Genomic DNA, 25,690 nt, shown 5'->3' on the forward strand with positions numbered 1-25,690 from the left:
GGTTTGCTAATCTCTCGGACCTGATTTATGGGTGGCGTAATTATAATTACACCGAGATAACACATCATGGATAAACCGATACTCAAAGATTCAATGAAGCTTTTTGAGCAACTTGGTGCGATAAAATCTCGCTCTATGTTTGGCGGATTCGGCCTTTTTGCAGATGAGACCATGTTTGCATTGGTCGTCAAAGATCAGCTTCATATTCGCGCGGATCAAAACACAACCTCATTGTTCGAAAAACAGGGCCTTAAGCCTTATGTTTACAAAAAACGTGGCTTCCCTGTTGTTACCAAATACTACGCGGTAACCGATTCCCTTTGGGATAACAAGACTGCACTGATGAGCGTCGCAAGACAAGCTTTGGACAGCGCCCGAAAAGAGAAAGAGCTTCAAGCCGTTGCCAAACCCGATCGTCTGAAAGATTTGCCAAATCTAAGGCTGGCGACTGAGCGCATGCTGAAAAAAGCAGGTATTGAAACGGTTGAGCAGTTGGAAATGCACGGTTCTGTTGGGGCTTATGAAGCGATCAAAAACACGCACAGTGGAAGTGTTAGCCTTGAGCTGTTGTGGGCGTTAGAAGGCGCTATCAATGGAACTCACTGGAGCGTCATCCCTCAAAAACGCCGAGATGAGTTAGTTAATAAGCTTTCCTCTTAAGCTTGAGTAAGTTTCTGAAAGCCACCTCTGCAACGAAGTGGCTTTTCTTTACTCCGCTTCCTCTTTACTCTGCTTAGTTTTTTTCGCCTTGCCTGAAATTTTTTTGTGCTTTTCCCTGTCTTAGATTAGAGAATTAAACTTGGAAAAATGCGATGAATAGAAAAATGCTTTTTGGCCTTATTTTAGTCAGTGTGATGGCTATTTTGGTCTACCATTTTGCTCCCTACCTCACTTTAGAAAATGCCAAAGCTCAACAGCAGCTCCTTAGCGACTATATCAGCCAACACTGGCTAACGGCCGCAATCAGTTACTTTGTCCTATACGTCGCTCTGACTGCTTTCTCCATCCCCGGCGCCACTGTCGTTACCTTACTCGGTGCTGCCTTGTTCGGGTTTTGGTTTAGTTTACTGCTCGTCTCTTTCGCGAGCACGGTAGGCGCTACATTAGCTTTTTTAAGCAGTCGATATTTGCTCAGAGAGTGGGTGCAAAAGAAATTTGCTGACAAGTTACAAGCCATTAATCAAGGTGTTGGGCGAGATGGATCTTTCTATCTTCTATCACTTCGACTTATCCCTGTGTTTCCTTTTTTTCTGATTAACCTTCTGATGGGGCTAAGTAAAATGACAGCCAGTCGCTTTTACTTAACCAGTCAAGTTGGCATGCTACCCGGCACCGTTGTCTATCTCAACGCGGGGACACAAATCGCCGAGATCGATTCACTCTCTGGGATCGTTTCGCCTGCCGTTTTGCTGTCGTTTCTATTACTCGGGCTTTTTCCTATCGTAGTGAAATGGTTGATGAACAAATATCGCCCTCAGTCTACTGTACAGAGTGAACGGTAAGTCATGCGTGTATTTACTGCCAATTCCCCTGTCGAGGCGCATATCGTCTGTCAACTGTTGCGAAATGAGAATATCAGGTGTGAAGTACACGGAGAGGGGCTATTCGGCTTGAAAGGCGAGCTACCCGCGACCAGCGAGAGTGACCCCTATATTTGGCTACATGAGCCTCAGCAATACCAGGCAGCACTGAAAATCGTGAGTGAGTACTTGCAGAAGCCCTGCGTTGCTACTCATTGGTACTGTTCAAACTGCGGTGAGGAAAATGAGGGCCAATTTGCTCTCTGCTGGTGTTGTGGCGAACATGACACCAGCAGTTAAACATAGATTAAATTTGAATTTGTCTGCGAATAAAATTGATTGAATAGCGATTAAACTCTTCTGGGCGTTCAACGTTGCAAACATGCCCACAATCTCGGATCTCCAACAGTTCACTCTGTTTATGAACCGCAACCATCTCTTTTACTGGTTTGATAAACATGTAATCTTTATCACCCATCAAATAGAGCGTTGGAATTGGCAGTTCTCTTTCTTTGAAGTAGCGCATCAGAGGGTTAACTTCCGCCGCCAGAATAAACCAACGCTTGAACTCCTTTTGACACAATTTCTTTGCTTCACGGATAAATAGGTGTCGGGATTCTTGCTGGTTCTTTTGCGGCATGACGATATAGGCGAACAGTTTATATAGCCACATGTAAGGGAGAATGTGCTTACCCACATTGCCAAGTGATACCAAAAACTGCGAGCGGGCATCTAAGCGAGTAATAGCGCCACCAAGTACCATCGATTTCACGCGTTCACTTGCCATCTCCGCAAGATTTCTAACAATAATGGTGCCAAGAGACATACCGACAAAATGGGCTGAGTGGATTTTAAGATGATCTAGCACCTGAAGAATATCGTGCGTCACCGCTTTAAACGTGTAGCGGCTGCTCATCAGCTCTTTAAACAACTGATTCGATTTTCCGTGTCCCCTTAAGTCCACCAATAGCAGATTGAAATGTTGCTTATACGCTTTGATCTGTTTAAACCATATTGAGGAGCTGCCTCCAGCGCCATGGACAAAAACCACCCACTCCTGACTGGTTGGATGTAAATAGGTTTTATGAAACAGTAACGTTTGAGGCATGGATTATACCGCTCATTCACTCTTAGCTAAATATAGGGCTGAAATCCTACCATAAAAAGACTCAATAGCGATTTGCGCTGGAATAAAAAAAGCAAAAGGCACGTAAAACCGTGCCTTTGACTCAATTTTTCGCTTTGTTAACCAATCCTGAGCGCCGCTTTGTACAGATTTAAATATTGCTGAGCAGCTTTGCTCCAGCAAAAGTCTTGCTGCATCGCTTGCACTTGTACTCGGCGGACTTCCGCTAGATTTTGCGCATAGAGAAGCAACGCGCGCTGCATACTGATCAACAGAGCTTGAGGGGTTGGATCTTGGAAAACAATTCCGGTTGCATCAGCAGGATTTGCGTCGTAATCATTCACACTGTCTTTCAACCCCCCCACACCACGAACGATTGGTAAGGTGCCATACGCCATGCTGTAGATCTGATTTAAACCACATGGTTCAAACTCAGAAGGCATTAGAAAGAAATCTGCAGCCGCTTCAACCAAGTGCGCAAGCTGGTTATCGTATGCTTCAACAAAGACAAGCTTATCAGCAAAACGCGCAGCTACATCTCTGAGTTCCATCGCCAGTAGTGGATCACCAGTACCGACAATCACTAATTGAGCTTCATGCTTTAAAAACTCACTCAGGATCGGCAGCAGATAGTGCACCCCTTTTTGATGCGTCAACCGACACACCATGCCAAACATCGCCACATCTTTGACGGGAAGCCCAACTTGTTGTTGCAGTGCCGCTTTACAGTCGCGTTTGCCTTGCTCCATGCTGTGCAAGGTCGCTTCATAGCGCGTCGGCAGAAAGGCGTCTGTCTGAGGATTCCAAGCCGAATAGTCACAGCCATTGAGGATACCCACCAAATCTGCTGCGCGATATTGAAACTCCCAAGCCATGCCATGGCTACCCAGTTCGGTTTTAAGCTCTTCTGCATAGGTAGGGCTGACCGCATTGATCTTATCTGCGGTCATCACTCCCGCTTTGAGCATCGTGATGTGAGTCGCACTTACCGCCACTTCAGGGACATATCGGCTATGGAACTCAGGTAAGCACTGAAGTTCTTGATAACTAAAAACACCTTTAAACACGGCGTTATGGATAGACAAGACGCTGCGTGTTTCGGCGAAAAACTCGTTGTTGGCGTAACGATATTTGAGCAGAAACGGGACTAAGCCAGTATGCCAGTCATTGGCGTGCACTATGTGTGGACGAAAACCGATCTTAGGCAACATGTCCAAACAGGCAGCACTGAAAAAGGCAAAGCGCTCGCCATTATCTGCATAAGACTGATTGTTTTCCGCATACATGGCTGGTCGATCAAAATACGCTGCACACGCAATCAGATAGACGGGGAGATCACCTAACATACGCATCTTAACTTGATAAGAGGTATGGGGCCAGAAATCCAACTGACTCTCCAACACGACTTCATCGTCAGAAAGACCATTTATCGCTGTATAGGCAGGAATAACCAGCCTCGCGTCTTGCTCAAGTTCAACCAAGGTTTCTGGCAGTGCCTTGGCGACATCCGCCAAGCCACCGCTCTTGATCAACCCTTCGGCCTCGGAAGCAACAAACAAAACAGACAAGTTGCTAGTAGCCAACACGAGCTCCTTTTGGAATCACCACAATACCCTCTTCCGACACGTGGAAGTGTTTCTTATCTTCTTGCAGATTCACCCCAATCTGCGTACCAGGCGCTACGTCAACCTCTTTATCCATGATAACGCGGCGTAGTACGCAACCTTCGCCGATTTTCACATCACCTAACAGGATACATTCACTAATGTCACATGCTGAAGCGATGTTGCTGCGAAAACCTAATACAGATTTTTCAATTCTCGAACCGCGCACATAGCTACCATTGCTGACTAGACTATCAATGATCTGCACACGGCCATTAGCAGAGTCGGTAAACGTCGCTGGTGGAAGTGGCGGGTGATAGGTGTGCATCGGCCATTTACGGTTATACAAAGAAAACGGCGCGTCATGTTTCAAAAGATCCATATGCGCTTGCCAGTAAGAGTCAATAGTGCCTACATCTCGCCAGTACACTTGTTCTTTTTCACCAGGAATACGGTTTAAGCTAAAGTCATAGACGAATACATCACCACGTGGGAACATTTTCGGAATAATGTCTTTACCAAAATCGTGCGATGACTCTTCATCATCGGCATCTTCAATCAGTTCAGAGAACAGCACTTTTGCTTCAAACACATAGTTCCCCATTGAAACCAATGCATGATCAGGATCACCAGGTATTGATTTCGGGTTCTGTGGTTTTTCTTGGAATCCAACCATACGACCGTCGGCATCCACTTCGATGACTCCGAATTGTGACGCTTCAGAAAGAGGCATGCGTAATGCCGAAACCGTTAACGAAGCTTTTTTCTCTTTGTGGTAATCAAGCATCTGCTTGATGTCCATTTTGTAGATGTGATCTGAACCAAAGATACACACTTGATCAGGCTCAGAAAGCTCCATAAAACGTAAGTTCTGGTAGATCGCGTCTGCCGTTCCTTCGTACCAACGTTTCCCTGTCCGCATTTGTGCAGGGATCGGGTCGATAAAACGATCCGTAATACCGTTGATATTCCACCCTTTCTTCAAATGATGGAAAAGAGATTGTGATTTAAATTGAGTCAGTACGTAGATACGCATCAGATCGGCGTTAACGAAGTTGTTTAACGCAAAATCGATAAGACGATAGCTACCGCCAAAAGGGACGGAAGGCTTACTTCTCGATTCCGTCAACGGACGTAATCTTGAGCCTTCACCGCCAGCAAGAATCATTCCCAAAACACCAGCCATTCGTTGTTCTCCATTTCGTTATAGTCTGGAAAGATGGCCCAGTTACTTAAATAGTCTATGGGGGGAGTAACTGAGCGTAATTATTTGTTTTAAATTTATTTTTCCTGAGCTTTATCATTCATTCTTATCAATAAGCTCAAGGGTTACATACCTATTTCATGCTTTTGTATAAGGTATCTGATTGCCGGTAAAATACAATTTCAAAAGCGGTATTGTGTGTACAGTACAACCGTTTCGTTGGGAAGACGTTAGCTAAGTCACACTCAAACGAGTGTTTAGTTACACAAATGGAACAATTGACTTACAGATTACCGACACCTAGCGGTTTACTCGATGATGAACAAGATAAGAAATCGGTGTTAAAAAGAAATGACAGCGAGCAAGCAGAGAATGGCTAGCACAACAAGACACACAGGATGTTGTGCACGTTGTGAGCAGGAAACAGAGTTGAAACGAAAAAGAGCAGCAATGCTGCTCTTTAATTTTCTCATTCAACCGACGATCGACTTACTTAGTTTTTTTACGCTTATCGGAAATATCCCATTTCCCGTTTTCGTAGAGCGCAGTCCATCCGGTCGGTTTACCGTCCACTTCCGTTCGAACGTAATTTTCTTTGCTTTTACGACTAAAACGCACTACCGCTTCTAAGCCATCGGGATCATGCGTCGGTGCCGTCGCCAAGTATTGATATTTCTCGGGTAAGCGCTCAACAAAACGCGCTAATTCAGAAACCAATGGGGCTCTCGTCTCACGAGATTTAGGGAAATTGCTCGCCGCCATGAACAGACCCGACGCACCATCACGCAGCACAAAGTAAGCATCTGAGGTACTACAAGGTAACTCAGGGAAATGTACTGGCTCTTCTTTCGGTGGTGCGACTTCACCATTTTTCAGGATCTTACGCGTATTTTTGCAACTTTCACTGGTGCAATCCATGTATTTCCCGAAACGGCCATTTTTCAGCACCATATCAGACCCACATTTATCGCACTCAACCACTGGGCCATCATACCCTTTTACTTTGAACTCACCGTATTCAACGAGGTAGCCTTCGCAGTTAGGGTTGTTACCACATACGTGCATTTTACGCTTATCATCAATCAGATACGCGTCCATTGCCGTCTCACAAATCGGGCAACGTTTCTTCGCGCGCAGTGCAGCAGTTTCCACATCCTCTTCAAGAACGTTGATAATGCCGTCTTCATCACCGAGATTTATGGTCGTTTTGCAACGCTCTTTTGGCGGAAGTGCATAGCCTGAGCAGCCTAAAAAGACACCTGTTGAAGCGGTACGTATCCCCATGGGGCGCGAACAGGTCGGACACTGAATATCGGTCATCACGATATGGTTCAGCTTCATACCGCCTTCATCTTCTTCTTGCTCTGCTTTCTCAAGATCTTGGGTGAAATCAGAGAAGAAGTGATCAAGCACCGCTTTCCACTGCACATCACCTTCGGCAATTTGGTCAAGCTTTTCTTCCATACGAGCGGTGAAATCATAGTTCATCAAATCGTTGAAGCTTTCATCCAAGCGATCGGTGACAATTTCACCCATTTTCTCTGCATAGAAACGACGTTGATCCACTTTGACGTAGCCGCGATCTTGAATCGTTGAAATGATCGATGCATAGGTTGATGGACGGCCAATGCCTCTCTTCTCAAGTTCTTTCACTAGCGCCGCTTCGGTAAACCGCGCAGGTGGCTTAGTGAAGTGTTGTTTCGGATCAAGAGATTCGAGCGTCAGTTTTTCACCCACTTGAACCGCGGGTAAAATTGTGTCTTCATTCTTACCCAACGGTCTTTGTACGCGTGTCCAACCATCAAATTTGAGAATGCGCCCTTTGGCTTTCAACGTGTATTCTGCCGCTTTGACACTCACGGTAGTAGAATCGTACTCCGCTTCTGTCATTTGGCAGGCGACAAATTGGTTCCAGATCAACGAATAGAGTTTATGCGCATCACTATCAACCCCTTCTAAATCATCAGATTTAATCTGAACATCGGATGGGCGTATCGCTTCGTGCGCCTCTTGAGCCCCTTGCTTGCTACCGTAAACCAGCGGATTGGCTGGCAAATAACGTTCACCAAACTGAGATACGATGTAACCGCGCACGGCCTCAACGGCTTCACTACTTAGGTTGGTCGAGTCGGTACGCATGTAGGTAATGTAGCCCGCTTCGTACAAACGCTGCGCGAGCATCATGGTCTTCTTTACCCCGTAACCTAAGCGCGTGCTCGCTGCTTGCTGCAAGGTGGAGGTGATGAAAGGTGCGGATGGCTTGCTCCTTGTTGGACGATCTTCACGCTTGCAAACTTCCAATTGGGCTTTTTGCAAAACGGCCATCGCAGCTTGTGTTTCCGCTTCGTTCACAGGACGGAAAGTATCGCCAGCTTTTTGCGCCACCAACAGCTTGAACGCGGTCGAATCTGCGGTCATGGTATTCGCATGCAGATCCCAGAACTCTTCGGGGACAAACGCTTTGATTTCACGTTCACGTTCTACCAGCAATTTCACCGCTACCGATTGAACTCGGCCAGCGGATAAGCCTCGAGCGACTTTTTTCCACAGTAATGGCGAAACCATAAAGCCCACCACTCGGTCCATAAAACGTCGAGCTTGCTGGGCATTTACGCCATCCATATTCAACTCACCAGGTCGCTGGAACGCCTGCTGAATCGCATTCTTGGTAATCTCGTTAAACACCACTCGTTTGTAACGCGCTTCATCACCACCGATGATCTCACGAAGATGCCACGCAATAGCTTCCCCTTCGCGGTCCAAATCGGTTGCGAGATAGACAAAGTCAGCATCTTTCGCGAGCTTCTGTAGTTCGCTCACCACTTTTTCTTTGCCTGGAAGGATCTGATAATTCGCTTCCCAATCGTGATATGGGTCAATCCCCATCTTTTTGATCAACGATTTACGATCTTTCTCTTGCTTAATACGAGCTTTCTCTTCTGCGCTCATGCCTTTGGTTGAAATGGCAGCCGCTTTTTCACCCGTACTTTGTCCTGCAGTTGGTAGATCACGCACGTGACCGACACTGGACTTCACGACAAAGTCTTTCCCAAGATACTTATTGATCGTTTTAGCCTTGGCTGGCGACTCCACTATAACGAGAGATTTACCCATATTGACTCTAACGCCCTTAAAAATGATGTCATTATTGTCAGTGATAGCTAACAACAATCGGTACGCTGTACCATTATGAAACTTCTTTTTTTACTATTGTGCGATATCAAAAGAAGATCAACTGCTTTTTTACATTTCAGATCCGATTGGTCGACAATTGGTCGCCATCGCTCTGGGCACAACAGAATCGACAAGTGCCTAAATTTAGGTCCGTATACTAAGCAGTTGATAAATAGCTATGCGAATATAAAAGTGATTTTTATGTTGCACATCACAAAACCTTGCTTGTAAGAGCCATGTTCTTTACCACTATTGGCCATCCTCGTTCGGAATAAACGTTGAAATCGTTTCAGCACACTCTAGACTATTCACATTGCTGTTTCCCAAGAGATAAAACTAAATGACCGAGAAGAAACCCATTTCAGAATTCGAGCTGCTACTCATCGCAAATCACTTAATTCAGGAACATGAAGACTATTTTGCAGGCATGCGCGCAACAAGTGTGGAAGAAAAAGAAGACGTTTTGGTCTTCAAGGGAGAGTATTTTTTAGACTCAGATGGCCTACCAACACCGCAAACGACCGCTGTATTTAATATGTTCAAATACTTAGCGCACGAGTTGTCAAAAAAATTCACCCTCAAATAAAATAACAATGAGCCTTGGCGTTTAAACCAAGGCTCTGTTTTTAGAAATGACAAAACCTCTTCCCGGCGGCTTTACGCCAGTTCGCTTAATTGCGCCAACTTATCGAAGTAATCTGGGAACGTTTTCGAGGTACATTTAGGATCATTGATCGTCACAGGCGTGTCGCTGAGAGCCACAAGAGAAAAACACATCGCCATTCGATGGTCATCATAAGTATCAATCGCCGCATGCTTGAGTTGCTTGGTGGGTTTAACGATCAGGTAGTCTTCGCCCTCTTCGACTTCCGCCCCCACTTTACGCAGCTCTGTTGCCATGGCGGCAAGACGATCCGTTTCCTTTACTCGCCAATTGTAAACGTTACGAATCGCCGTCGTCCCTTGTGCAAACAGCGCAGTGGTGGCGATGGTCATAGCCGCATCAGGGATATGATTGTAATCCATATCAATGCCTTTCAATTGACCCACGCGTGAAATCACATAGTCGTCGCCCCACTCAATTTCCGCGCCCATTTTTTCCAACGCGTGCGCAAACTGAATGTCACCTTGAATACTATTTTTACCGATGCCCGTGACTTTAATCTCTCCACCTTTTATCGCGGCGGCAGCCAGAAAGTACGAAGCAGAAGAAGCATCGCCCTCGACCAAGAAATCCCCCGGCGCCAGGTATTTTTGCCCCGCTGGAATAACAAACTCTTGGTATTCCTTGTTGATCACCTGCACACCAAATTGTTGCATGATGTGCAAAGTGATGTCGATGTACGGTTTAGAAACCAGCTCACCTACAATCTTGATGATCACTTCACCGTCAGCTAACGGCGCTGACATTAAAAAAGCCGTCAAAAACTGGCTGGAAATAGAGCCATCAATGCTGACTGTCCCTGCTTTCAATCCAGTCGCCTTAATTTTGAGCGGTGGAAAGTGTTCATTCTCCAAATACTGAATATCGGCTCCCGCCGCTCGAAGCGCGTCCACTAAATGACCAATGGGACGCTCTTTCATACGGGGTTCGCCAGTAAGTACATACTCACCTTGACCTAGACACAAAGCGGCGGCAAGTGGACGCATCGCCGTGCCAGCATTACCCAAAAACAACTCTGTTGCCTCTGTCACCGTAAATGGGCGCCCCAATCCATTCACAGTACAAACGGTTTTGTCGTCGGAGAGTTGGTAATCGACGCCAAGCTTGCTCAACGCATTGAGCATATGACGAATATCATCACTATCAAGCAGGTTGGTTAGTCTGGTTGTCCCCTGCGCAAGCGCGGCGAGTAGAAGCGCGCGGTTTGAAACACTTTTAGAACCCGGCAGGTTCACTTCACCATTAACTTTCTTAATTGGTTGTAACGTAAGGCTTTCCATTAATTGAGACGATCCTTGAGCTTCAGTTGCCTTCAACTGAGAGCATCACTTTATTCTTCGTGGATTCAGACTAACCAAAAAGCCCGCATAAAACCAGTGCTAAGCCGTGAATAAATACTCATTCTTACATCGCCAGATCTACCCGCACACCTTGGTCAAAATAGAGAATTCTCACCTTCGCTCCCGGATTGAAAAGCATGTTTTTATCAACATCCTGAATAACATTGATCAAAACACCTTGCTCGCTTTGAATCAGCAGTTCAACCAACTGGTAGTCCACTTGGTATTCACTACGACTCTGATTATGTGCAATTGCCGCGCCCGCCAGTGCTCCAACCGCAGTCGCCACCTCCTTGCCACTGCCGCCGCCAAACTGATTACCCACTAACCCGCCAATGGTTGCTCCTAGCAGCGTCTTCCAGCCATTACCTTGTGAACGTTTTACCTCCTGATGCGTGATGTAACGAACGGATTGCACCTCACCATATATGACTTTGTTCACGGGCTTTGCTACATTCCTCTCATAGGACGCATTTACCAACAAAGGAAAGAAGAATAGACACCATAACCATTTTTGCATAACCGACCCCCAACTTCTGATGACACACCGTTTATGGCTATTTATCTGACCGAACTCGACACAAAAAGTTTAGACTTTCCTCCAGCACAGAGTGCACTTGCTGACCCAAATGGGTTGTTAGCTTTTGGTGGTGACCTGCAACCACAACGACTCCTTAATGCTTATCAGCACGGTATTTTCCCTTGGTATGGCCCAGGTGAACCCATTCTGTGGTGGAGCCCCTCTCCACGAGCGGTGTTTGACCCAGAGACCTTCTCTCCGGCCAAAAGCCTGAGAAAATTCCAGAGAAAAGCCGCTTACCACGTCAGTATCAATCAGGCGACAGAACAGGTTATCGACCTATGTGGCACCACTCGCGCCGTTGATGAAACTTGGCTTAACGCAGAAATGCGCGAGGCGTATACGCAACTTAGTCACCAAGGTGCTTGTCACTCGGTAGAGGTTTGGTCAGATGACCAACTGATCGGCGGTTTCTATGGTATTTCAGTGGGACAGCTTTTTTGTGGTGAATCCATGTTTAGCACTCGCAGCAACGCGTCCAAAATTGCCCTGTGGTATTTCTGTCACCATTTCGCCCGTCATCACGGCAAATTGATTGACTGCCAGGTAATGAACCCTCACCTTCGCTCACTCGGCGCTTTTAGTCTTCACCGCGAGGAATTTCTAAAACGCCTGCTATGCTTAAAGAAACAGTCGCTTGCAGCAAATTGTTTTTTGCCACAATGGTTGGAGGAACCCGATAAATGAGTTCAGATATTCACCAAATAAAAATAGGGCTCACAGACAACCATCCCTGCAGTTATCTGCCAGAGCGTCAAGAACGTGTCGCTGTCGCCTTAGAGCCAGAAATGCACTCCGCAGAAAGCTACGAAGTATTGCTAGCAAACGGTTTTCGCCGCAGTGGTGACACGATTTACAAGCCACACTGCGATCTTTGCCAAGCGTGCAAGCCTATTCGTGTTGCGATCCCCGATTTCGTGCTGTCGAAAAGCCAGAAACGCTTGAGGAAAAAGTCCCGAAAACTGAGCTGGTGCCTAAAAAAATCCATGGATAGTAACTGGTTTAGTTTGTATAGCCGCTACATTACCGCTCGTCACAAACACGGGACTATGTATCCGCCACAGAAAAAGGATTTCGCCCACTTCTCCCGCAGTCAGTGGGTTACCACCCAGTATCTTCATATTTATGAAGGAGAACGGCTCCTAGCCATTGCGGTTACCGACATCATGGAGCAGTGCGCTAGCGCCTTTTACACCTTTTTTGATCCCGATTATCCACTTTCCCTTGGCACCCTTGCGGTTTTATTTCAGCTTGAGTACTGTCAGCAGGAACATAAACAGTGGCTCTACCTTGGTTATCAGATTGATGAATGCGAAGCGATGAACTATAAAGTTCGTTTTGAGCGTCACCAAAAACTAGTAAATCAGCGTTGGCAAGGGTAGAATACGGCCCAAGTTTACATATTTGCTTTTTGACGGCAGAATTAGCCCGTTAAAAAATCGCCAAGTTTCTAAGAGGATTAAATGGCTAAAGAAGACGTAATTGAGATGCAGGGTACCGTCCTTGATACTCTACCTAACACTATGTTTCGTGTTGAGCTAGAAAACGGCCACGTTGTTACTGCGCACATTTCCGGCAAGATGCGTAAGAACTACATCCGTATCCTTACGGGTGACAAAGTAACTGTAGAGATGACTCCATACGACCTATCCAAAGGCCGCATCGTCTTCCGTGCCCGTTAATCACGATTATCGGATACAAACAAAAAGCGGAGCCAGAAGCTCCGCTTTTTGTTTATCTAATGCACAGTTTGTTTGTCTAATGCACAGTAGTGAACGCTTCTTCAACATTCCACAACAAAGAAAAAGCATGCCGGAGCCTGCTTGGTTAACTTACTCTTTCGCTTAATGAACTGCTTCTTCTCGCGTGGTTAAGTACTCGAATTGAAGTTCATCGGACTCAAGCGTTACTTTCACTGTACCACCATCGATCAGCGAGCCAAACAGTAGCTCGTTTGCCAGCGGCTTTTTCAGCTTGTCTTGAATCACCCGTCCCATCGGGCGAGCCCCCATCGCTTTGTCATAGCCTTTATTAGCCAGCCAATGACGAGCATCTTCAGAGACTTCCAAAGAGACACCGCGTGCATCAAGTTGTACCTGCAGCTCAACGATGAACTTGTCGACCACCTGATGGATAATCGCTTCATCCAAGCTATTGAACCAGATGATATTATCGAGACGGTTACGAAATTCGGGTGTGAAGACTTTCTTAATCTCCGACATCGCATCAGGGCTATGATCCTGTTGAATAAGACCGATAGACTTCTTCTCAGTCTCAGCCACACCTGCGTTTGTCGTCATGACCAAGATGACATTGCGAAAATCGGCTTTACGTCCATTGTTGTCCGTCAGCGTACCGTTATCCATGACTTGCAGCAGCAAGTTGAAGATATCTGGATGCGCTTTTTCAATCTCATCCAGCAACACCACTGAGTGAGGATGTTTCAGCACAGCATCCGTTAACAAGCCGCCCTGATCGTAGCCTACATAACCCGGAGGCGCGCCGATTAGGCGACTGACTGAGTGGCGTTCACCATACTCTGACATGTCAAAACGCAGCAGCTCGATCCCTAAAAGTTTCGATAGCTGTACGGTCACTTCGGTTTTACCGACACCAGTGGGGCCTGCGAACAAGAAAGAGCCGACTGGCTTGTGATCGGCACCGAGACCTGCACGAGTCAGTTTGATCGCTTCACATAGCACGTCAATGGCAGCATCTTGACCAAACACGAGCATCTTCATCTTATCATCCAGATTTTTTAGGATGTCTTTATCCGATGAGGAGACCGACTTTTCGGGGATGCGAGCCATTTTCGCCACCATGGCTTCGATATCGGCCACACCGACCGTCTTTTTACGGCGGCTGGCTGGTGTTAAACGACTTCTCGCGCCAGCTTCGTCGATCACGTCAATCGCTTTATCTGGCAAATGGCGTTCGTTGATGTATTTGGCAGACAATTCCACCGCTGCTCGAAGTGCTTTGTTGGTATAACGAACATCATGGTGCGCTTCGTATTTCGCTTTCAAGCCCATCAAGATCTTGGTCGTGTCATCGAGCGATGGCTCAACAACATCAATCTTCTGGAAGCGACGCGAAAGCGCACGCTCTTTCTCAAAAATATTGTTGTATTCTTGGTAAGTTGTCGAACCAATACAGCGTAATTTTCCACTACTTAACAAGGGTTTAATTAAGTTCGCCGCATCGACCTGACCACCAGAAGCGGCACCTGCGCCAATAATAGTATGTATTTCATCGATAAACAGAATAGCGTCTTTCTCACGCTCAAGCTGTTTTAAAATAGTTTTGAAGCGTTTTTCAAAATCACCACGATATTTGGTGCCCGCTAGCAAGGAGCCAATATCCAACGAATAAATCACGCTGTTTTGAATCACTTCTGGCACCGTGCCTTCAACGATTCGCCAAGCGAGTCCTTCCGCAATGGCCGTTTTACCAACCCCTGCTTCACCAACCAACAAAGGATTATTCTTGCGACGACGGCACAACACCTGAATGGTTCGTTCCAACTCTTTATCTCGGCCAATCAGTGGATCAATATTTCCTTCTTTCGCTACCTGATTCAGATTGGTGGCAAAACTCTCGAGACGTTCATCGGAGCCAGTTTCTTCCGTGCTATCTGAGTGAAAGGAATCCGAAGATGAATCATCACTAGCCCCTGTGGCTTTTGTAATGCCATGGGATATAAAGTTAACAATATCCAGACGAGAGATGTCATTTTTCTTCAACAAGTAAGCGGCATGAGACTCTTGCTCACTAAAAATGGCGACAAGCACATTCGCCCCAGTGACTTCACTTCTTCCTGATGATTGAACATGGAAGACGGCACGTTGCAAAACCCGTTGAAAACTGAGAGTAGGTTGAGTTTCGCGAGTTTCATCGCTCTCAGGGATAAGGGGTGTAGTTTGGTCGATAAATATATCGAGTTCATGGCGTAAAGCGTCTAGATCCGCTTTACAAGCAATAAGGGCTTCCTTAGCAGCATCGTTCTCTAGCAATGCCAGCAGGAGGTGTTCAACAGTCATGAACTCATGTCGTTTGTTACGAGCACGAGCAAAAGCGCCATTTAGGCTCGACTCCAGTTCTTTATTCAGCATAAGTACCTCCCGTAAGAACAACTTGGTTGCTCGAGCAAGTCTTATTGTTATGCTTGCTCCATGGTGCACAGAAGCGGATGCTCATTTTCCCTTGAGTACATCGTAACCTGCGCAACTTTCGTCTCAGCGATCTCTGCACTATACGTGCCACAAATTGCTTTTCCTTCATAATGGACCTTGAGCATGATTTGCGTCGCTTTATCCAGATCATGCGAAAAGAATCGCTCAAGTACCTCAATAACGAAATCCATCGGCGTGTAATCATCGTTATTTAACACCACGTTATACATTTTTGGTGGTTGGATTTTGGTTTTTTCTAACTCCAGAAGATCTGAGTCTGGAGTGACCCATTCAAAATTTTTACTCATGACCTAAACACAACGTTGGGAACTTTTATAAGAAATCAGACACCTGAAACACTCTATCATAAGCTGCAAGTCGGTTGTAGCAAGTCAGGATGTGCGAATTCGTATTCCTTATTTAGAGACTAATGCACCTCTGGAACCGCTGCAAATAAAAAGAAGAAGAGAGGCGTGATAGCTCAAGCTGTTTGATGATAAAAAAAGCAACCGTCAACACAAAATACGGTTTTTGCTCGGTTTTTGAACACGAGACATTTGCAAAAATGTTAACCATAAAGGTGACCTGTTTGCAATTCTGTTGTTATTTATACGTTTTTACTATTGACTAGAGCCAATCATTGACTACATTGTCGAGTGGTGGTGATTTTTTCTTCACTTTGTGTTTGGTTTCGCAAAACGCAAATCCTGCAACATCAGTTTGAAAAAATTCACCATTATTTTTTACATTTAGCGTTAACGCTAAATAAGCCATCTGTCTTTAGTGGGCTTAGATTGGTTTAACAACATCAGTAACAAAAATGCATGAGGGATGTATAGCATGGCTACAGGTACAGTAAAGTGGTTCAATAACGCCAAAGGATTTGGGTTTATTTGTTCAGATGAAGAGGATGGTGATATTTTTGCCCATTACTCCACTATTCAGATGGACGGTTATCGTACTCTGAAAGCAGGCCAACAAGTCGCATATGAGTTAGAAAAAGGCCCTAAAGGGTGCCACGCAAGCAGCGTCGTACCGTTAGAGGCGCTCGCTAGCAAGTAATTTACTTGCTATTGCAGCACTGCTGGTTCTCTAAGTGCTCGACCAATATTAGAAAACCCGCTCATTCATTTGAGCGGGTTTTTAGTTTATTGGCTACAGGTCATGCTTCAACAACCAATCACACTATTGAACGTTTGGCTAGGGCGCATTAGAGCCGACGTTTTACTCTCATCAAACAGATAGTAACCACCTAAATCACCTGGAACACCTTGCGCGCTATTTAACTCAGAAACTATTTGCTCTTCTTTCTCAGCTAACACCTTGGCAATCGGAGCGAATTCAGTCGCTAACTCAACGTCTGCCGTTTGCTGTGCGAGTGCTTTCGCCCAATAAGCGGCAAGATAATAGTGACTGCCACGGTTATCAAGTTCACCCACTTTGCGCGATGGCGACTTGTTGGTATCAAGGAACTCACCCGTCGCTTTGTCTAACGCATCGGCGAGAATTTGTGCTTTTTTGTTGCCAGTGACCACACTCAAATGCTCAAGCGATGCTGCCAGCGCGAGGAACTCACCCAAAGAATCCCAGCGTAAGTGGTTCTCTTTTTGCACTTGCTGCACATGTTTTGGTGCTGAGCCGCCAGCGCCCGTCTCAAACAAGCCACCACCATTCATCAATGGGACGATTGAGAGCATTTTCGCCGAAGTACCTAGTTCTAGAATTGGGAACAAGTCCGTTAGATAGTCACGTAGCACGTTACCCGTGACTGAGATGGTATCTTGACCCGCCTTCATTCTTAGTAACGAAAACTGACAAGCTTCTACTGGCGACAAGATCTTAATTTCCAAACCTTGAGTATCATGCTCTGCCAAGTAGGTAGTCACTTTCTTGATAAGTTCTGCATCGTGAGCACGCGCTTGATCAAGCCAAAAGACCGCTGGAACGCCTGTCGCGCGAGCACGTGTGACCGCTAACTTCACCCAATCTTGGATAGGTGCGTCTTTAACTTGGCACATACGGAAGATATCGCCTTGCTCAACCTCTTGTTCAAGAAGCACAACACCTTGTTCGTTAACCACACGTACTACACCCGCTGCATCGAGAATAAAGGTCTTGTCGTGTGAGCCGTATTCTTCCGCTTTCTGCGCCATCAAACCGACGTTAGGTACACTGCCCATTGTCGTAGGATCAAACGCACCATTCTGCTTACAGAAATCAATGACTGCTTGGTATACGCCAGCGTAACAACGATCTGGGATCATCGCTTTAGTATCTTTTTGTTTGCCGTCTGGTCCCCACATTTGCCCTGAAGCACGCAGCATCGCTGGCATTGAAGCGTCCACAATGACGTCGCTTGGTACATGAAGGTTGGTAATGCCACGATCCGAATCAACCATAGCCAGTGCAGGTTGTTTCTCGTAAACGGCTGCGATAGCAGCTTCAATCTCTTCTTTCTGCGCATTCGGTAAAGAGGCGATCTTAGCGTAAACATCACCTAAACCGTTGTTCACATCCACACCGAGCTGAGCAAACAGTTCTCCGTACTTATCGAAAACCTCTTTGTAGTACACCTTCACTGCATGGCCGAAAATAACCGGGTCGGAGACCTTCATCATGGTGGCTTTCATGTGCAGCGAAAGGAGCACATCTTGCGCTTTTGCCTCAGCGATCTCTCTTTCAAAAAAAGTTACTAGGGCATTTTTGCTCAGTACGGCACTGTCGATGATCTCTTTATCTTGCAGTGCGAACTCTTTTTTCAACACTTTGCTGTTGCCATCTTGGCCAACAAACTCAATTTTTACTTTGGTTGCACCATTCACCGTGACCGACTTTTCAGTGCCGAAGAAATCTTTTTCGTCCATGCTGGAAACGTGCGATTTTGAGTCAGATGACCATGCGCCCATTGAATGTGGATTCTTTTTCGCGTAGTTCTTCACCGAAAGTGGTGCACGGCGATCGGAGTTCCCCTCACGAAGCACTGGGTTTACAGCACTACCTTTGATTTTATCGTAGGTTGCTTTAATCGCTTCTTCTTCGTATGTGCTTGGCTCTTCAGGGTAATTTGGCAGATCATAACCCTTGTCCTGCAACTCTTTAATCGCAGCTTTCAGTTGAGGAATCGAAGCAGAAATATTGGGCAGCTTGATGATGTTTGCTTCTGCTGTTTGTGCCAGTTCGCCTAGCTCTGTCAGTGCATCGCCGATTTGCTGCTCGGCTTTTAAATGCTCAGGGAAGTTTGCAATGATGCGTCCAGCCAAAGAGATGTCTCGGGTTTCAACATTAATACCCGACGATGCGGTAAACGACTGGATGATAGGCAACAGAGAATAGGTTGCTAGTGCTGGTGCTTCATCGGTAATGGTATAGACGATTGTAGGTTTTTCTGTAGGCATGAAATTTCCCTATATTTCGGTACGCCACAGTGAGCCATGGCGTGTGGAATTGACGCGCTTTGCACTAAACTGAGTATCAGTATCTCCCCAAGTACAAATCGCCGTTTGGCACTCTATTGTTCTTTTCGAAAATGCTCATTTGAGTTTGTCGCTCTAAATCCATGAGTGCACGTTTATAATTAAACAAATCGCGCGAATTAGTCTATCATTCTGACGCTTTTGCTAGTCTAAGGCGCGCAAATCATAGCTGATTTCAGGATAAGTTGGAACTTATACACACAGTTCATTTACATTTTTGCAAGGTGGTTAACATGTCATTCCGTTCAAGTCGTCATTCATCTCACTCTAAGGGTGAACGGGCAGAATCGCGATTTAAACACTCCAAGAAAGGCATGGCAGTTGATTCATTGAAACAGCGTCGTTCGGGTAAAAAGACTCAAGGCGCACTAAAAACTACCGAACGCAAAGTGATTTTGTTTAACAAGCCTTTTGACACTCTGAGTCAATTTACCGACGGAGACGGAAGAAAAACGCTCGCTGACTACATCCCGATTAAAGAGGTGTATGCCGCGGGTCGACTTGACAGGGACAGTGAAGGGCTGATGGTTCTCACTAACGATGGGATCTTACAAGCCAAGTTAACTCAACCGCAATCGAAATCGCCGAAAACCTATTGGGTACAAGTAGAAGGCGCTCCGACAGAGGAACAACTCGAACCTCTTCGCCAAGGCATTGAACTTAAAGATGGGATGACCTTACCCGCCAAAGTAGAGATTATGCAAGAGCCTCAGTTGTGGGAAAGACATCCCCCTGTGCGCTTTCGAGCCTCGATTCCTACCACTTGGCTGGCGATTACCATCATCGAAGGACGCAACCGACAAGTCAGACGCATGACGGCACATATTGGCTTTCCGACACTGCGTCTAATTCGTTACTCAATCGGTGAGATGACACTGGGTGAATTACAGCCTGGAGAGTGGACTGAACTATCCAAGAGTTAAGAGACTACTGTGCTAATAGCCACTTTTTGAAAGCTTCTTGATCTTTCGGTGATGCTTTTTGATACGTGGCTTTCATAATATCCAGCACTGTACTGTCTGTACCATTCTGCGTTACCGCTTGTTGTTTATTCACTAGCTTGGGGTTAACGACTGACTGCTGATGCTGGTTTGCCGTCACATACGTAACAGCAACACTGGCTATCCCCCCAGCGATGTTGTAGTTCTTAGCCTCCTCGGAATAATCTCGACCCAATTGAATCCCATCCGACTGGAGTACATCTTCTGCCACAGAAACAACCTGATCATGACTATTTAGCAATTCCCATTGCAATGGAGAGATGCTCTCTTTTGCAAGCTTGTAGCTCCTAAACTTTGGCACTGACAATGTTAACGTTTCATTTTCGGCACTAAACGAAGCAATGATAACGTCACTATACACCTTGCGTACTTCGTCTTTCACGTCGTAGGAGGGTTTATACTGGAATACAATTTGGTTGATACCATTTTCTAGCTGTATAGTTTTGAAACTGGAAAAAAGCCCCCCTTCAGTTGTTGGTTCGCTCATATTAACAGAAAGCAAATCAACACTATCAGGAACACGGAGCTGCACGCTACTAAAACAATTAAACGAAACTAATGCTACTAGCATTGCGAATGACCGATAAAACATTCAAACCTCCAAAACAAAAAGCCCAGTATACACTGGGCTTTCACTAAACTAACTAAACAATCTTACCAGTATACGCGAGCGCCGATACCGTAGTTGTTTTCTTTATCTGCTTTGTTGTCATCATCTTGCAGTGCGAGCTCTGCATACACACGAGCCCAACCAGACAGTTTGTACTCAACACCAGCGTATAGGTTGGTGAAGTCTTTATCTGCTGCTTGGTAGTCACCAACAAACTCATAACCACCGTAAAGTTTGGTCTTATCAGCGGCCATGTATGAACCAGCAACAACTAGAGAGTCAGTCTTCAGCGTGTAGTTCGCTTTTTTGTTTTCATTCTCTGCGTGCCAGTAAGTTGCACCAACATCAAACTTGTCCGCAGCATAGGAAACAGTCAGCATTACATGCTTGATTTCGCTGTCTTTAGTAGATTTGATAGCAGTACCCATACCTGTCTTAGGATCGATTGTAGTGCTATAGCCGGTAGTTGAAGTAGTTTTGTCAGTAATTAAGCCTAAACCACCGTATACAGAGATAGCATCAAACGTTGTTCCTGCAAAGACTTCAAATGTAGTTGGGTTAGCATCACCGTTGTCGTAAGAGTACGCTGCTTTCAACCAACCAGCTTCAGCTTCAAGAACGTATTTAACCATTGCTTGTTGTAGCCAGTTTACGCCGAAACCATCCGCTTCTGGCAGAACACTGGTACCACCGTAGAAGTATGAGTTTTCAACGCCCCACACATCATCAGTCAGGATGCTGTCTTTACCAACCGTTACTGTACCAAAATCACCACTTAGGCCGACTGTGTGCTTACGAGTTGTGAATGCAGCAGTGTCGTTGATATTGAACTCAATCAGGCCAAGAACACTAAGGTCGTCAGACGCCTTGTAGTTCACTTTAACACCAGCGCGAGAAGAACCCGATTTCAGTGTCGCATCGTTGTCGTCATTCTTTTTCAGTTCTTGACGTAGTTGACCGTAGAAATCTACAGAACCTTCGTCAGACTTGAATACTTCAGCTGCATTTACAGAACCTGCTGCTACTAGAACAGCTAGTGCTACTAGAGTCTTTTTCATAATTAATCCACTGCCTTTTCTTAGTTTGGGATATCCTTGCCCGATTCCCTTTTGTAATTGATGCCGACCTAAGCAAGCCCATGGTCGGCATCTGTAAATTTCATAAGCTAGATTGCAAAAGATTATTCTGCCTGTCAAATCCACTACAAAAAATCATCAACAAAAATGAATAACAATAAAAATCAATATTTTACATATTTTTGTGATTGTTTTTCGAGGCAGTTCTAAGCCTTTACCCTGTATCACCAACGTTTGAAATAGCCAATAAATTTGGAATAAAAAACCAAATATTAACATCTATAACAATAAAGTCAGGCTATCATTCGACAAAAACACCAGAAATGGAGATTTATATTTTTTGTTAGACAAATTAATTATAAGTTTATGAAGGTTCAGTTTTTTTTTGTGAAGAAGATCGACATTTGCTCCAAAAGCAGCGAATTTCGTGAAGTGCGACTCTATTAGAGATGTGTGCTACTATCCGTTGGTCTGAACACAGGTCACAGTATGCTAACCAGTAAAATACAAAAATCCATACGCACTAGTTATCAAAACCTGCAATTTCAACTGGAAAACTTCATCCCTCGACGGGCACAAAACTACCTCGTTGCAGAAATTGCAAAAACACTTTGTGGAAGCTATCACAAGTCTAATCGTATCATCGTGGCGGAAGCCGGAACGGGGATTGGTAAATCGTTATCATATTTGATGGCCACTATTCCCGTTGCGGTGATGAATAACCGAAAGGTGGTCATTTCGACCGCCACCGTTGCCTTACAAGAACAACTCATCAATAAAGACTTACCACTTTTTAGGCGTATTTCGGATCAGAACTTTTCCTTCATATTAGCGAAGGGCCGCCAACGCTACTGCTGCGCAGAGAAACTTGCAGCGGCCAGTGGATCGAACGGAAGTCAGTTGGCGATGTTTGAAAGTAAACCAAAGAAAAAGGACATTGAACTTCTTGAGATCATGTTCCGCTGCTTGGCTGAGGGGAAATGGGATGGCGACAGAGACAGTTGGCCCAAACCAATAGACGATTCGCTCTGGCAAAGTATCGTTAGCGATAAGCATAGCTGTAACAATAGTTTATCGGCCCATCGCCAGTGCCCGTTTCAAAAAGCCCGTTCTGAGCTGGAAAAAAACGACGTCATTATTGCCAACCATAGCCTTGTAATGGCCGATGCCGATCTCGGTGGCGGAGTGATTTTACCTGAACCTGAAAACACGATTTATGTGTTCGACGAAGCACACCATTTGCCCCATGTTGCACGAGACCATGCCTCTGCCGCCGCAAGCTTGAAGGGGGCCGCGACATGGTTAGAGCGCCTTAACCAGTCGGTGACAAAACTGACCTCTTTGGCGGATGAAAAAAGAGTCGGTCGATTTCACAACGAGCTTCAGCAAGCAATACAGATCCTGATTCCGAGTTTAAGCCAACTGGTCAAACAGTTTGATGCGAGCCATTTTATTGATGGTATCTATCGTTTTGAACACGGCATCTTACCAAGTTGGTTGGAAGAGCAGTCGAAAGAACTTAAAACCTTTAGTCAAAAAGCCAATCAATCCGTTGCCAAAATCGCCGATCTTATCGCTGAGCGAGTTAAAGATGGCGAACTTTCGGCAAAACTGGCCGAACCTGCCTTGGCAGAGCTCGGCTTTTATATTCAACGGACAGAGAATCTCGCCCAAGTTTGGAAGCTCATGGCCGAGCCAACACGTGAGAAAGGTGCACCACTTGCGCGATGGTTGGAAGTCCACCCAGATCGTGAAGGCGATTTCATTGTTAGTGTTTCCCCATTGGAAGTGGGCTGGCAGCTTGAGAAGCAGCTTTGGAGTCGCTGCGTCGGTGCGGTATTGGTTTCTGCCACTATGCGAGCGCTGAACTCATTCCAATACTTCTGTTTTCAAGCAGGCATCGATCAAAGCCCAGACTCCGGCACCCAATTTCTGGCACTGGCTTCTCCATTTGATTACCAAAACCAAGCTGAACTGATTGTTCCAGCGACTCGCTATGAACCACAAGCCCCGCAGTTTACGGAATATCTTAGCGAAATTTTGCCTAAGTATTTAAAAGACAAACAGGCGAATCTGGTTTTATTCTCTTCTTATAAGCAGATGAATCAAGTGGCTGAAAATCTCGAATCCTTGTTTGTAAAACAGGGTTGGGCACTGCAAGTTCAAGGCTCCAGCTCACGCAATGAGATTCTAAAAAAACATAAAAAGTTGGTTGAGTCAGGTAAAACCAGCATTCTTTTTGGCACGGGCAGCTTTTCGGAAGGGCTTGATCTGCCGGGAGAGCTGCTTTCGAATCTAGTGATTACCAAGATACCGTTTGCCGTGCCAACGTCACCCGTTGAACAAGCGCATTCAGAATACATAGAATCTCGTGGCGGCAACCCATTTATGCAGATCACGGTTCCGGAGGCGAGTAAGAAGTTAATTCAATCGGTTGGCCGATTGCTGCGCAAAGAGCGGGATTCTGGTACAGTCACCATCCTTGATAGACGGATCGTCTCTAAGCGTTATGGCAAAGCGTTGCTTGATTCTCTACCACCTTTTAAACGAGTTATTGAATAAAGATCAGTAACCATACTTGCTGCATGACAAACAAAATAAAAAAGATGAGTAAAAGACCCTATGGAATTTTTGGATCCCACCGTGCTTGCGGTGCTGGCCTTGGTGGCCTTTGTCGCAGGATTTATTGACGCGGTGGCTGGCGGGGGCGGCATGCTTACTGTCCCGGCGCTGCTTTCTCTTGGGCTCCCGCCGCACATAGCGCTGGGCACCAATAAGCTGGCGGCAACCTTCGCCTCTTCGACGGCCGCTTTTACTTATTATCGAAAACGTCTCTTTAAGCCGCGATGTTGGCTAAGAGCCTTTATAGCGACTCTATTGGGTGCAACTTTAGGTACCCTCGTCGTTGATGCCATCAGTACTGATTGGCTAGAAAAAATTCTACCGCTGATCATTCTTGCTGCCGCCTTGTATACCATTTGGCACAAAACGCCTGATGCCAACCGCAACAGCGCAACCCCTGCCCCCTGCCCTATGCTCAATAAGAAGCAGTATGGGCAAGGATTCGTACTTGGTTTTTATGATGGCGTGGCGGGGCCTGGAACAGGCGCTTTTTGGACAGTCAGCTCCATGGCGCTTTACAGACTCAATATTCTGTTGGCCTCTGGGCTTGCCAAAGCAATGAACTTCACCAGCAATTTGACCTCTTTGGTGACTTTCGCCATGCTGGGTCATATTAATTGGGGGTTGGGCCTGATTATGGGCGTTTGTCTCATGGCCGGTGCGTTTGTTGGTGCCCACTCGGCTATTCACTTTGGCGCAAAATTTATTCGTCCGGTGTTTGTCACTGTGGTCAGCATTTTGGCAATTAAACTCGCCTATGACGCGTGGTTTGTTAGCTTATGACGTTAAAGGAAGTGGCAGGAAAACTTGAACAGATGGCCGTGCAGGCTATCGAGCTTGATCGTCTGCGTGGCGAACATCACGCCCCACTGTTTGATGAACGGCTGTTTAGCTGCCGTGCACACTTGCTCACACATTGTGTCGAAGAAGCCGAAGCGACGCTAGAGACTCTGATTCGCGAGCAAAATGAACAGATGCTAACCTCCCAGCGGGCACAGTTTCTCTCAGAACGACTACTGACCCAACTTGCCGCGATATCACGTGAACTTCTTGCTGATACTGTCACTCGCAAAGATGAAATAGCACCGATGAGCTATTCTCGTAAGCCCATCAACCTCCTTTACCAAGAGTTAGCTCAGCATCAAGAATGGAGACGGAGATTGCGAGAGTTAGTGACGGAAAAGCAACGTGCGCTGGCTATGGCCTCAGCTCCAGGCAGAGCGCAAGCGCAGCAAGCGTTACTGGTGGCGGAGCAGCGTCTATCACGTTGCCAAGCCGCAATATTGAAGATTGAAAATCAGATAACTGACCAAGAGAAAGACAACCAATGAGCAATACTAATCTCCCCCTTGAACAGGCACCTGAAGAGATCAAACTGGCGGTTGACCTGATCTACTTATTAGAAAGTAACGAAATTGCTCCGGAAATCGCTCTAGCGGCACTGAAAATCGTTCAACAGGATATCGAGCGTAAGCTGCAAACCCAGCAGGCTTAGCAGCGATAAACGCGAGGGAGAGTAAGCTC

24 protein-coding genes are annotated in these 25,690 nt (G+C 45.9%); 13 read left to right on the top strand and 11 right to left on the bottom strand.

What is annotated here, in order from left to right; all coding sequences use genetic code 11:
• Positions 1-66 precede the first annotated feature (66 nt).
• The 3 genes from UF06_RS02025 (at position 67) to UF06_RS02035 (ending at position 1,820) form a co-directional block, all read left to right on the top strand.
• A complete protein-coding gene (locus UF06_RS02025) occupies positions 67-660 on the top strand; it encodes a TfoX/Sxy family DNA transformation protein (protein ID WP_039425463.1) in 594 nt (197 codons plus the stop codon).
• 152 nt (positions 661-812) lie between these two features.
• Entirely contained in the window at positions 813-1,502 is a 690-nt protein-coding gene (locus UF06_RS02030) for a TVP38/TMEM64 family protein (RefSeq protein WP_045568952.1), read from the top strand.
• A gap of 3 nt (positions 1,503-1,505) precedes the next feature.
• Positions 1,506-1,820: a DUF2007 domain-containing protein gene (locus UF06_RS02035; protein WP_045568953.1), complete on the top strand. Its 315-nt coding sequence runs from the start codon at positions 1,506-1,508 to the stop codon at positions 1,818-1,820.
• A 7-nt stretch (positions 1,821-1,827) separates the two neighbouring features.
• Here UF06_RS02035 and UF06_RS02040 read toward each other — a convergent pair whose 3' ends face one another.
• The 4 genes from UF06_RS02040 to topA all read right to left on the bottom strand — a co-directional run bounded on the left by UF06_RS02040 (position 1,828) and on the right by topA (position 8,568).
• On the bottom strand, positions 1,828-2,628 hold the full coding sequence (locus UF06_RS02040; protein WP_045568954.1) for an alpha/beta hydrolase: 801 nt from the start codon (positions 2,626-2,628) through the stop codon (positions 1,828-1,830).
• Positions 2,629-2,765: 137 nt separating this feature from the next.
• Positions 2,766-4,229, bottom strand: a complete 1,464-nt coding sequence (gene glgA, locus UF06_RS02045; protein ID WP_045568955.1) for a glycogen synthase GlgA — start codon at positions 4,227-4,229, stop codon at positions 2,766-2,768.
• Complete coding sequence (gene glgC, locus UF06_RS02050; protein ID WP_045568956.1) at positions 4,219-5,436, bottom strand: glucose-1-phosphate adenylyltransferase; 1,218 nt, start codon at positions 5,434-5,436, stop codon at positions 4,219-4,221. Before glgC ends, glgA begins: the two co-directional genes overlap by 11 nt.
• Before the next feature lie 507 nt (positions 5,437-5,943).
• Complete coding sequence (topA, locus tag UF06_RS02055) at positions 5,944-8,568, bottom strand: type I DNA topoisomerase (RefSeq protein WP_045568957.1); 2,625 nt, start codon at positions 8,566-8,568, stop codon at positions 5,944-5,946.
• Between the two features lie 400 nt (positions 8,569-8,968).
• Here topA and UF06_RS02060 point away from each other — a divergent pair, with 400 nt between their 5' ends.
• On the top strand, positions 8,969-9,214 hold the full coding sequence (locus tag UF06_RS02060; protein ID WP_045568958.1) for a YciN family protein: 246 nt from the start codon (positions 8,969-8,971) through the stop codon (positions 9,212-9,214).
• A gap of 71 nt (positions 9,215-9,285) precedes the next feature.
• On the opposite strand, the gene aroA is transcribed toward UF06_RS02060, so the two are convergent.
• Both aroA and UF06_RS02070 read right to left on the bottom strand, forming a co-directional pair.
• Positions 9,286-10,572 (bottom strand): 3-phosphoshikimate 1-carboxyvinyltransferase, encoded by a 1,287-nt coding sequence (gene aroA / locus UF06_RS02065; RefSeq protein ID WP_045568959.1) that lies wholly within the window; start codon positions 10,570-10,572, stop codon positions 9,286-9,288.
• 124 nt (positions 10,573-10,696) lie between these two features.
• On the bottom strand, positions 10,697-11,152 hold the full coding sequence (locus UF06_RS02070) for a glycine zipper 2TM domain-containing protein (RefSeq protein ID WP_045568960.1): 456 nt from the start codon (positions 11,150-11,152) through the stop codon (positions 10,697-10,699).
• A 33-nt stretch (positions 11,153-11,185) separates the two neighbouring features.
• On the opposite strand from UF06_RS02070, the gene aat reads away from it, so the two are divergent.
• From aat to infA, 3 genes are all read left to right on the top strand, one after another.
• A complete protein-coding gene (gene aat, locus UF06_RS02075) occupies positions 11,186-11,899 on the top strand; it encodes a leucyl/phenylalanyl-tRNA--protein transferase (RefSeq protein WP_045568961.1) in 714 nt (237 codons plus the stop codon).
• Positions 11,896-12,594 carry an arginyltransferase gene (locus UF06_RS02080; protein ID WP_045568962.1) on the top strand — a complete coding sequence of 233 codons (699 nt, stop codon included), beginning with the start codon at positions 11,896-11,898 and terminating at the stop codon, positions 12,592-12,594. The genes aat and UF06_RS02080 overlap by 4 nt, the downstream gene beginning before the upstream one ends.
• 81 nt (positions 12,595-12,675) lie before the next feature.
• Positions 12,676-12,894, top strand: coding sequence for a translation initiation factor IF-1 (gene infA, locus UF06_RS02085; protein ID WP_001040192.1), 219 nt, complete (start codon positions 12,676-12,678; stop codon positions 12,892-12,894).
• 162 nt (positions 12,895-13,056) lie between these two features.
• Here the strand turns inward: infA and clpA are convergent, their stop codons facing one another.
• Positions 13,057-15,324 carry an ATP-dependent Clp protease ATP-binding subunit ClpA gene (gene clpA, locus UF06_RS02090; RefSeq protein WP_045568963.1) on the bottom strand — a complete coding sequence of 756 codons (2,268 nt, stop codon included), beginning with the start codon at positions 15,322-15,324 and terminating at the stop codon, positions 13,057-13,059.
• Positions 15,325-15,371: 47 nt separating this feature from the next.
• Positions 15,372-15,692 carry an ATP-dependent Clp protease adapter ClpS gene (clpS, locus tag UF06_RS02095; protein ID WP_039425278.1) on the bottom strand — a complete coding sequence of 107 codons (321 nt, stop codon included), beginning with the start codon at positions 15,690-15,692 and terminating at the stop codon, positions 15,372-15,374.
• A 532-nt stretch (positions 15,693-16,224) separates the two neighbouring features.
• Here clpS and cspD point away from each other — a divergent pair.
• The gene (gene cspD, locus UF06_RS02100; protein WP_045568964.1) at positions 16,225-16,446 is read left to right on the top strand and encodes a cold shock domain-containing protein CspD; all 222 of its coding nucleotides are present in this window, start codon (positions 16,225-16,227) and stop codon (positions 16,444-16,446) included.
• Between the two features lie 107 nt (positions 16,447-16,553).
• Here cspD and UF06_RS02105 read toward each other — a convergent pair whose 3' ends face one another.
• Entirely contained in the window at positions 16,554-18,779 is a 2,226-nt protein-coding gene (locus UF06_RS02105) for an NADP-dependent isocitrate dehydrogenase (RefSeq protein ID WP_045568965.1), read from the bottom strand.
• Positions 18,780-19,090: 311 nt separating this feature from the next.
• Between UF06_RS02105 and UF06_RS02110 the strand changes: the two genes are divergently transcribed.
• Positions 19,091-19,780, top strand: a complete 690-nt coding sequence (locus UF06_RS02110; protein WP_045568966.1) for a pseudouridine synthase — start codon at positions 19,091-19,093, stop codon at positions 19,778-19,780.
• Between the two features lie 4 nt (positions 19,781-19,784).
• Here the strand turns inward: UF06_RS02110 and UF06_RS02115 are convergent, their stop codons facing one another.
• On the bottom strand, positions 19,785-20,429 hold the full coding sequence (locus UF06_RS02115) for a DUF2057 family protein (protein WP_226972336.1): 645 nt from the start codon (positions 20,427-20,429) through the stop codon (positions 19,785-19,787).
• An 83-nt stretch (positions 20,430-20,512) separates the two neighbouring features.
• On the bottom strand, positions 20,513-21,526 hold the full coding sequence (locus tag UF06_RS02120) for a porin (RefSeq protein ID WP_045568968.1): 1,014 nt from the start codon (positions 21,524-21,526) through the stop codon (positions 20,513-20,515).
• A 507-nt stretch (positions 21,527-22,033) separates the two neighbouring features.
• Between UF06_RS02120 and dinG the strand changes: the two genes are divergently transcribed.
• Genes dinG through rsmS form a run of 4 tightly spaced genes read left to right on the top strand, consistent with a single transcriptional unit; the run spans position 22,034 to position 25,661 of the window.
• A complete protein-coding gene (dinG, locus tag UF06_RS02125; protein ID WP_045568969.1) occupies positions 22,034-24,106 on the top strand; it encodes an ATP-dependent DNA helicase DinG in 2,073 nt (690 codons plus the stop codon).
• A 60-nt stretch (positions 24,107-24,166) separates the two neighbouring features.
• Complete coding sequence (locus tag UF06_RS02130) at positions 24,167-24,949, top strand: TSUP family transporter (RefSeq protein ID WP_045568970.1); 783 nt, start codon at positions 24,167-24,169, stop codon at positions 24,947-24,949.
• Positions 24,946-25,497 carry a primosomal replication protein gene (locus UF06_RS02135; RefSeq protein ID WP_045568971.1) on the top strand — a complete coding sequence of 184 codons (552 nt, stop codon included), beginning with the start codon at positions 24,946-24,948 and terminating at the stop codon, positions 25,495-25,497. The genes UF06_RS02130 and UF06_RS02135 overlap by 4 nt, the downstream gene beginning before the upstream one ends.
• Entirely contained in the window at positions 25,494-25,661 is a 168-nt protein-coding gene (gene rsmS / locus UF06_RS02140) for a pleiotropic regulatory protein RsmS (RefSeq protein ID WP_045568972.1), read from the top strand. The genes UF06_RS02135 and rsmS overlap by 4 nt, the downstream gene beginning before the upstream one ends.
• Positions 25,662-25,690 lie beyond the last annotated feature (29 nt).

This window comes from Vibrio sp. S234-5 (genome assembly GCF_000960595.1).
Taxonomy (GTDB): Bacteria; Pseudomonadota; Gammaproteobacteria; order Enterobacterales; family Vibrionaceae; genus Vibrio.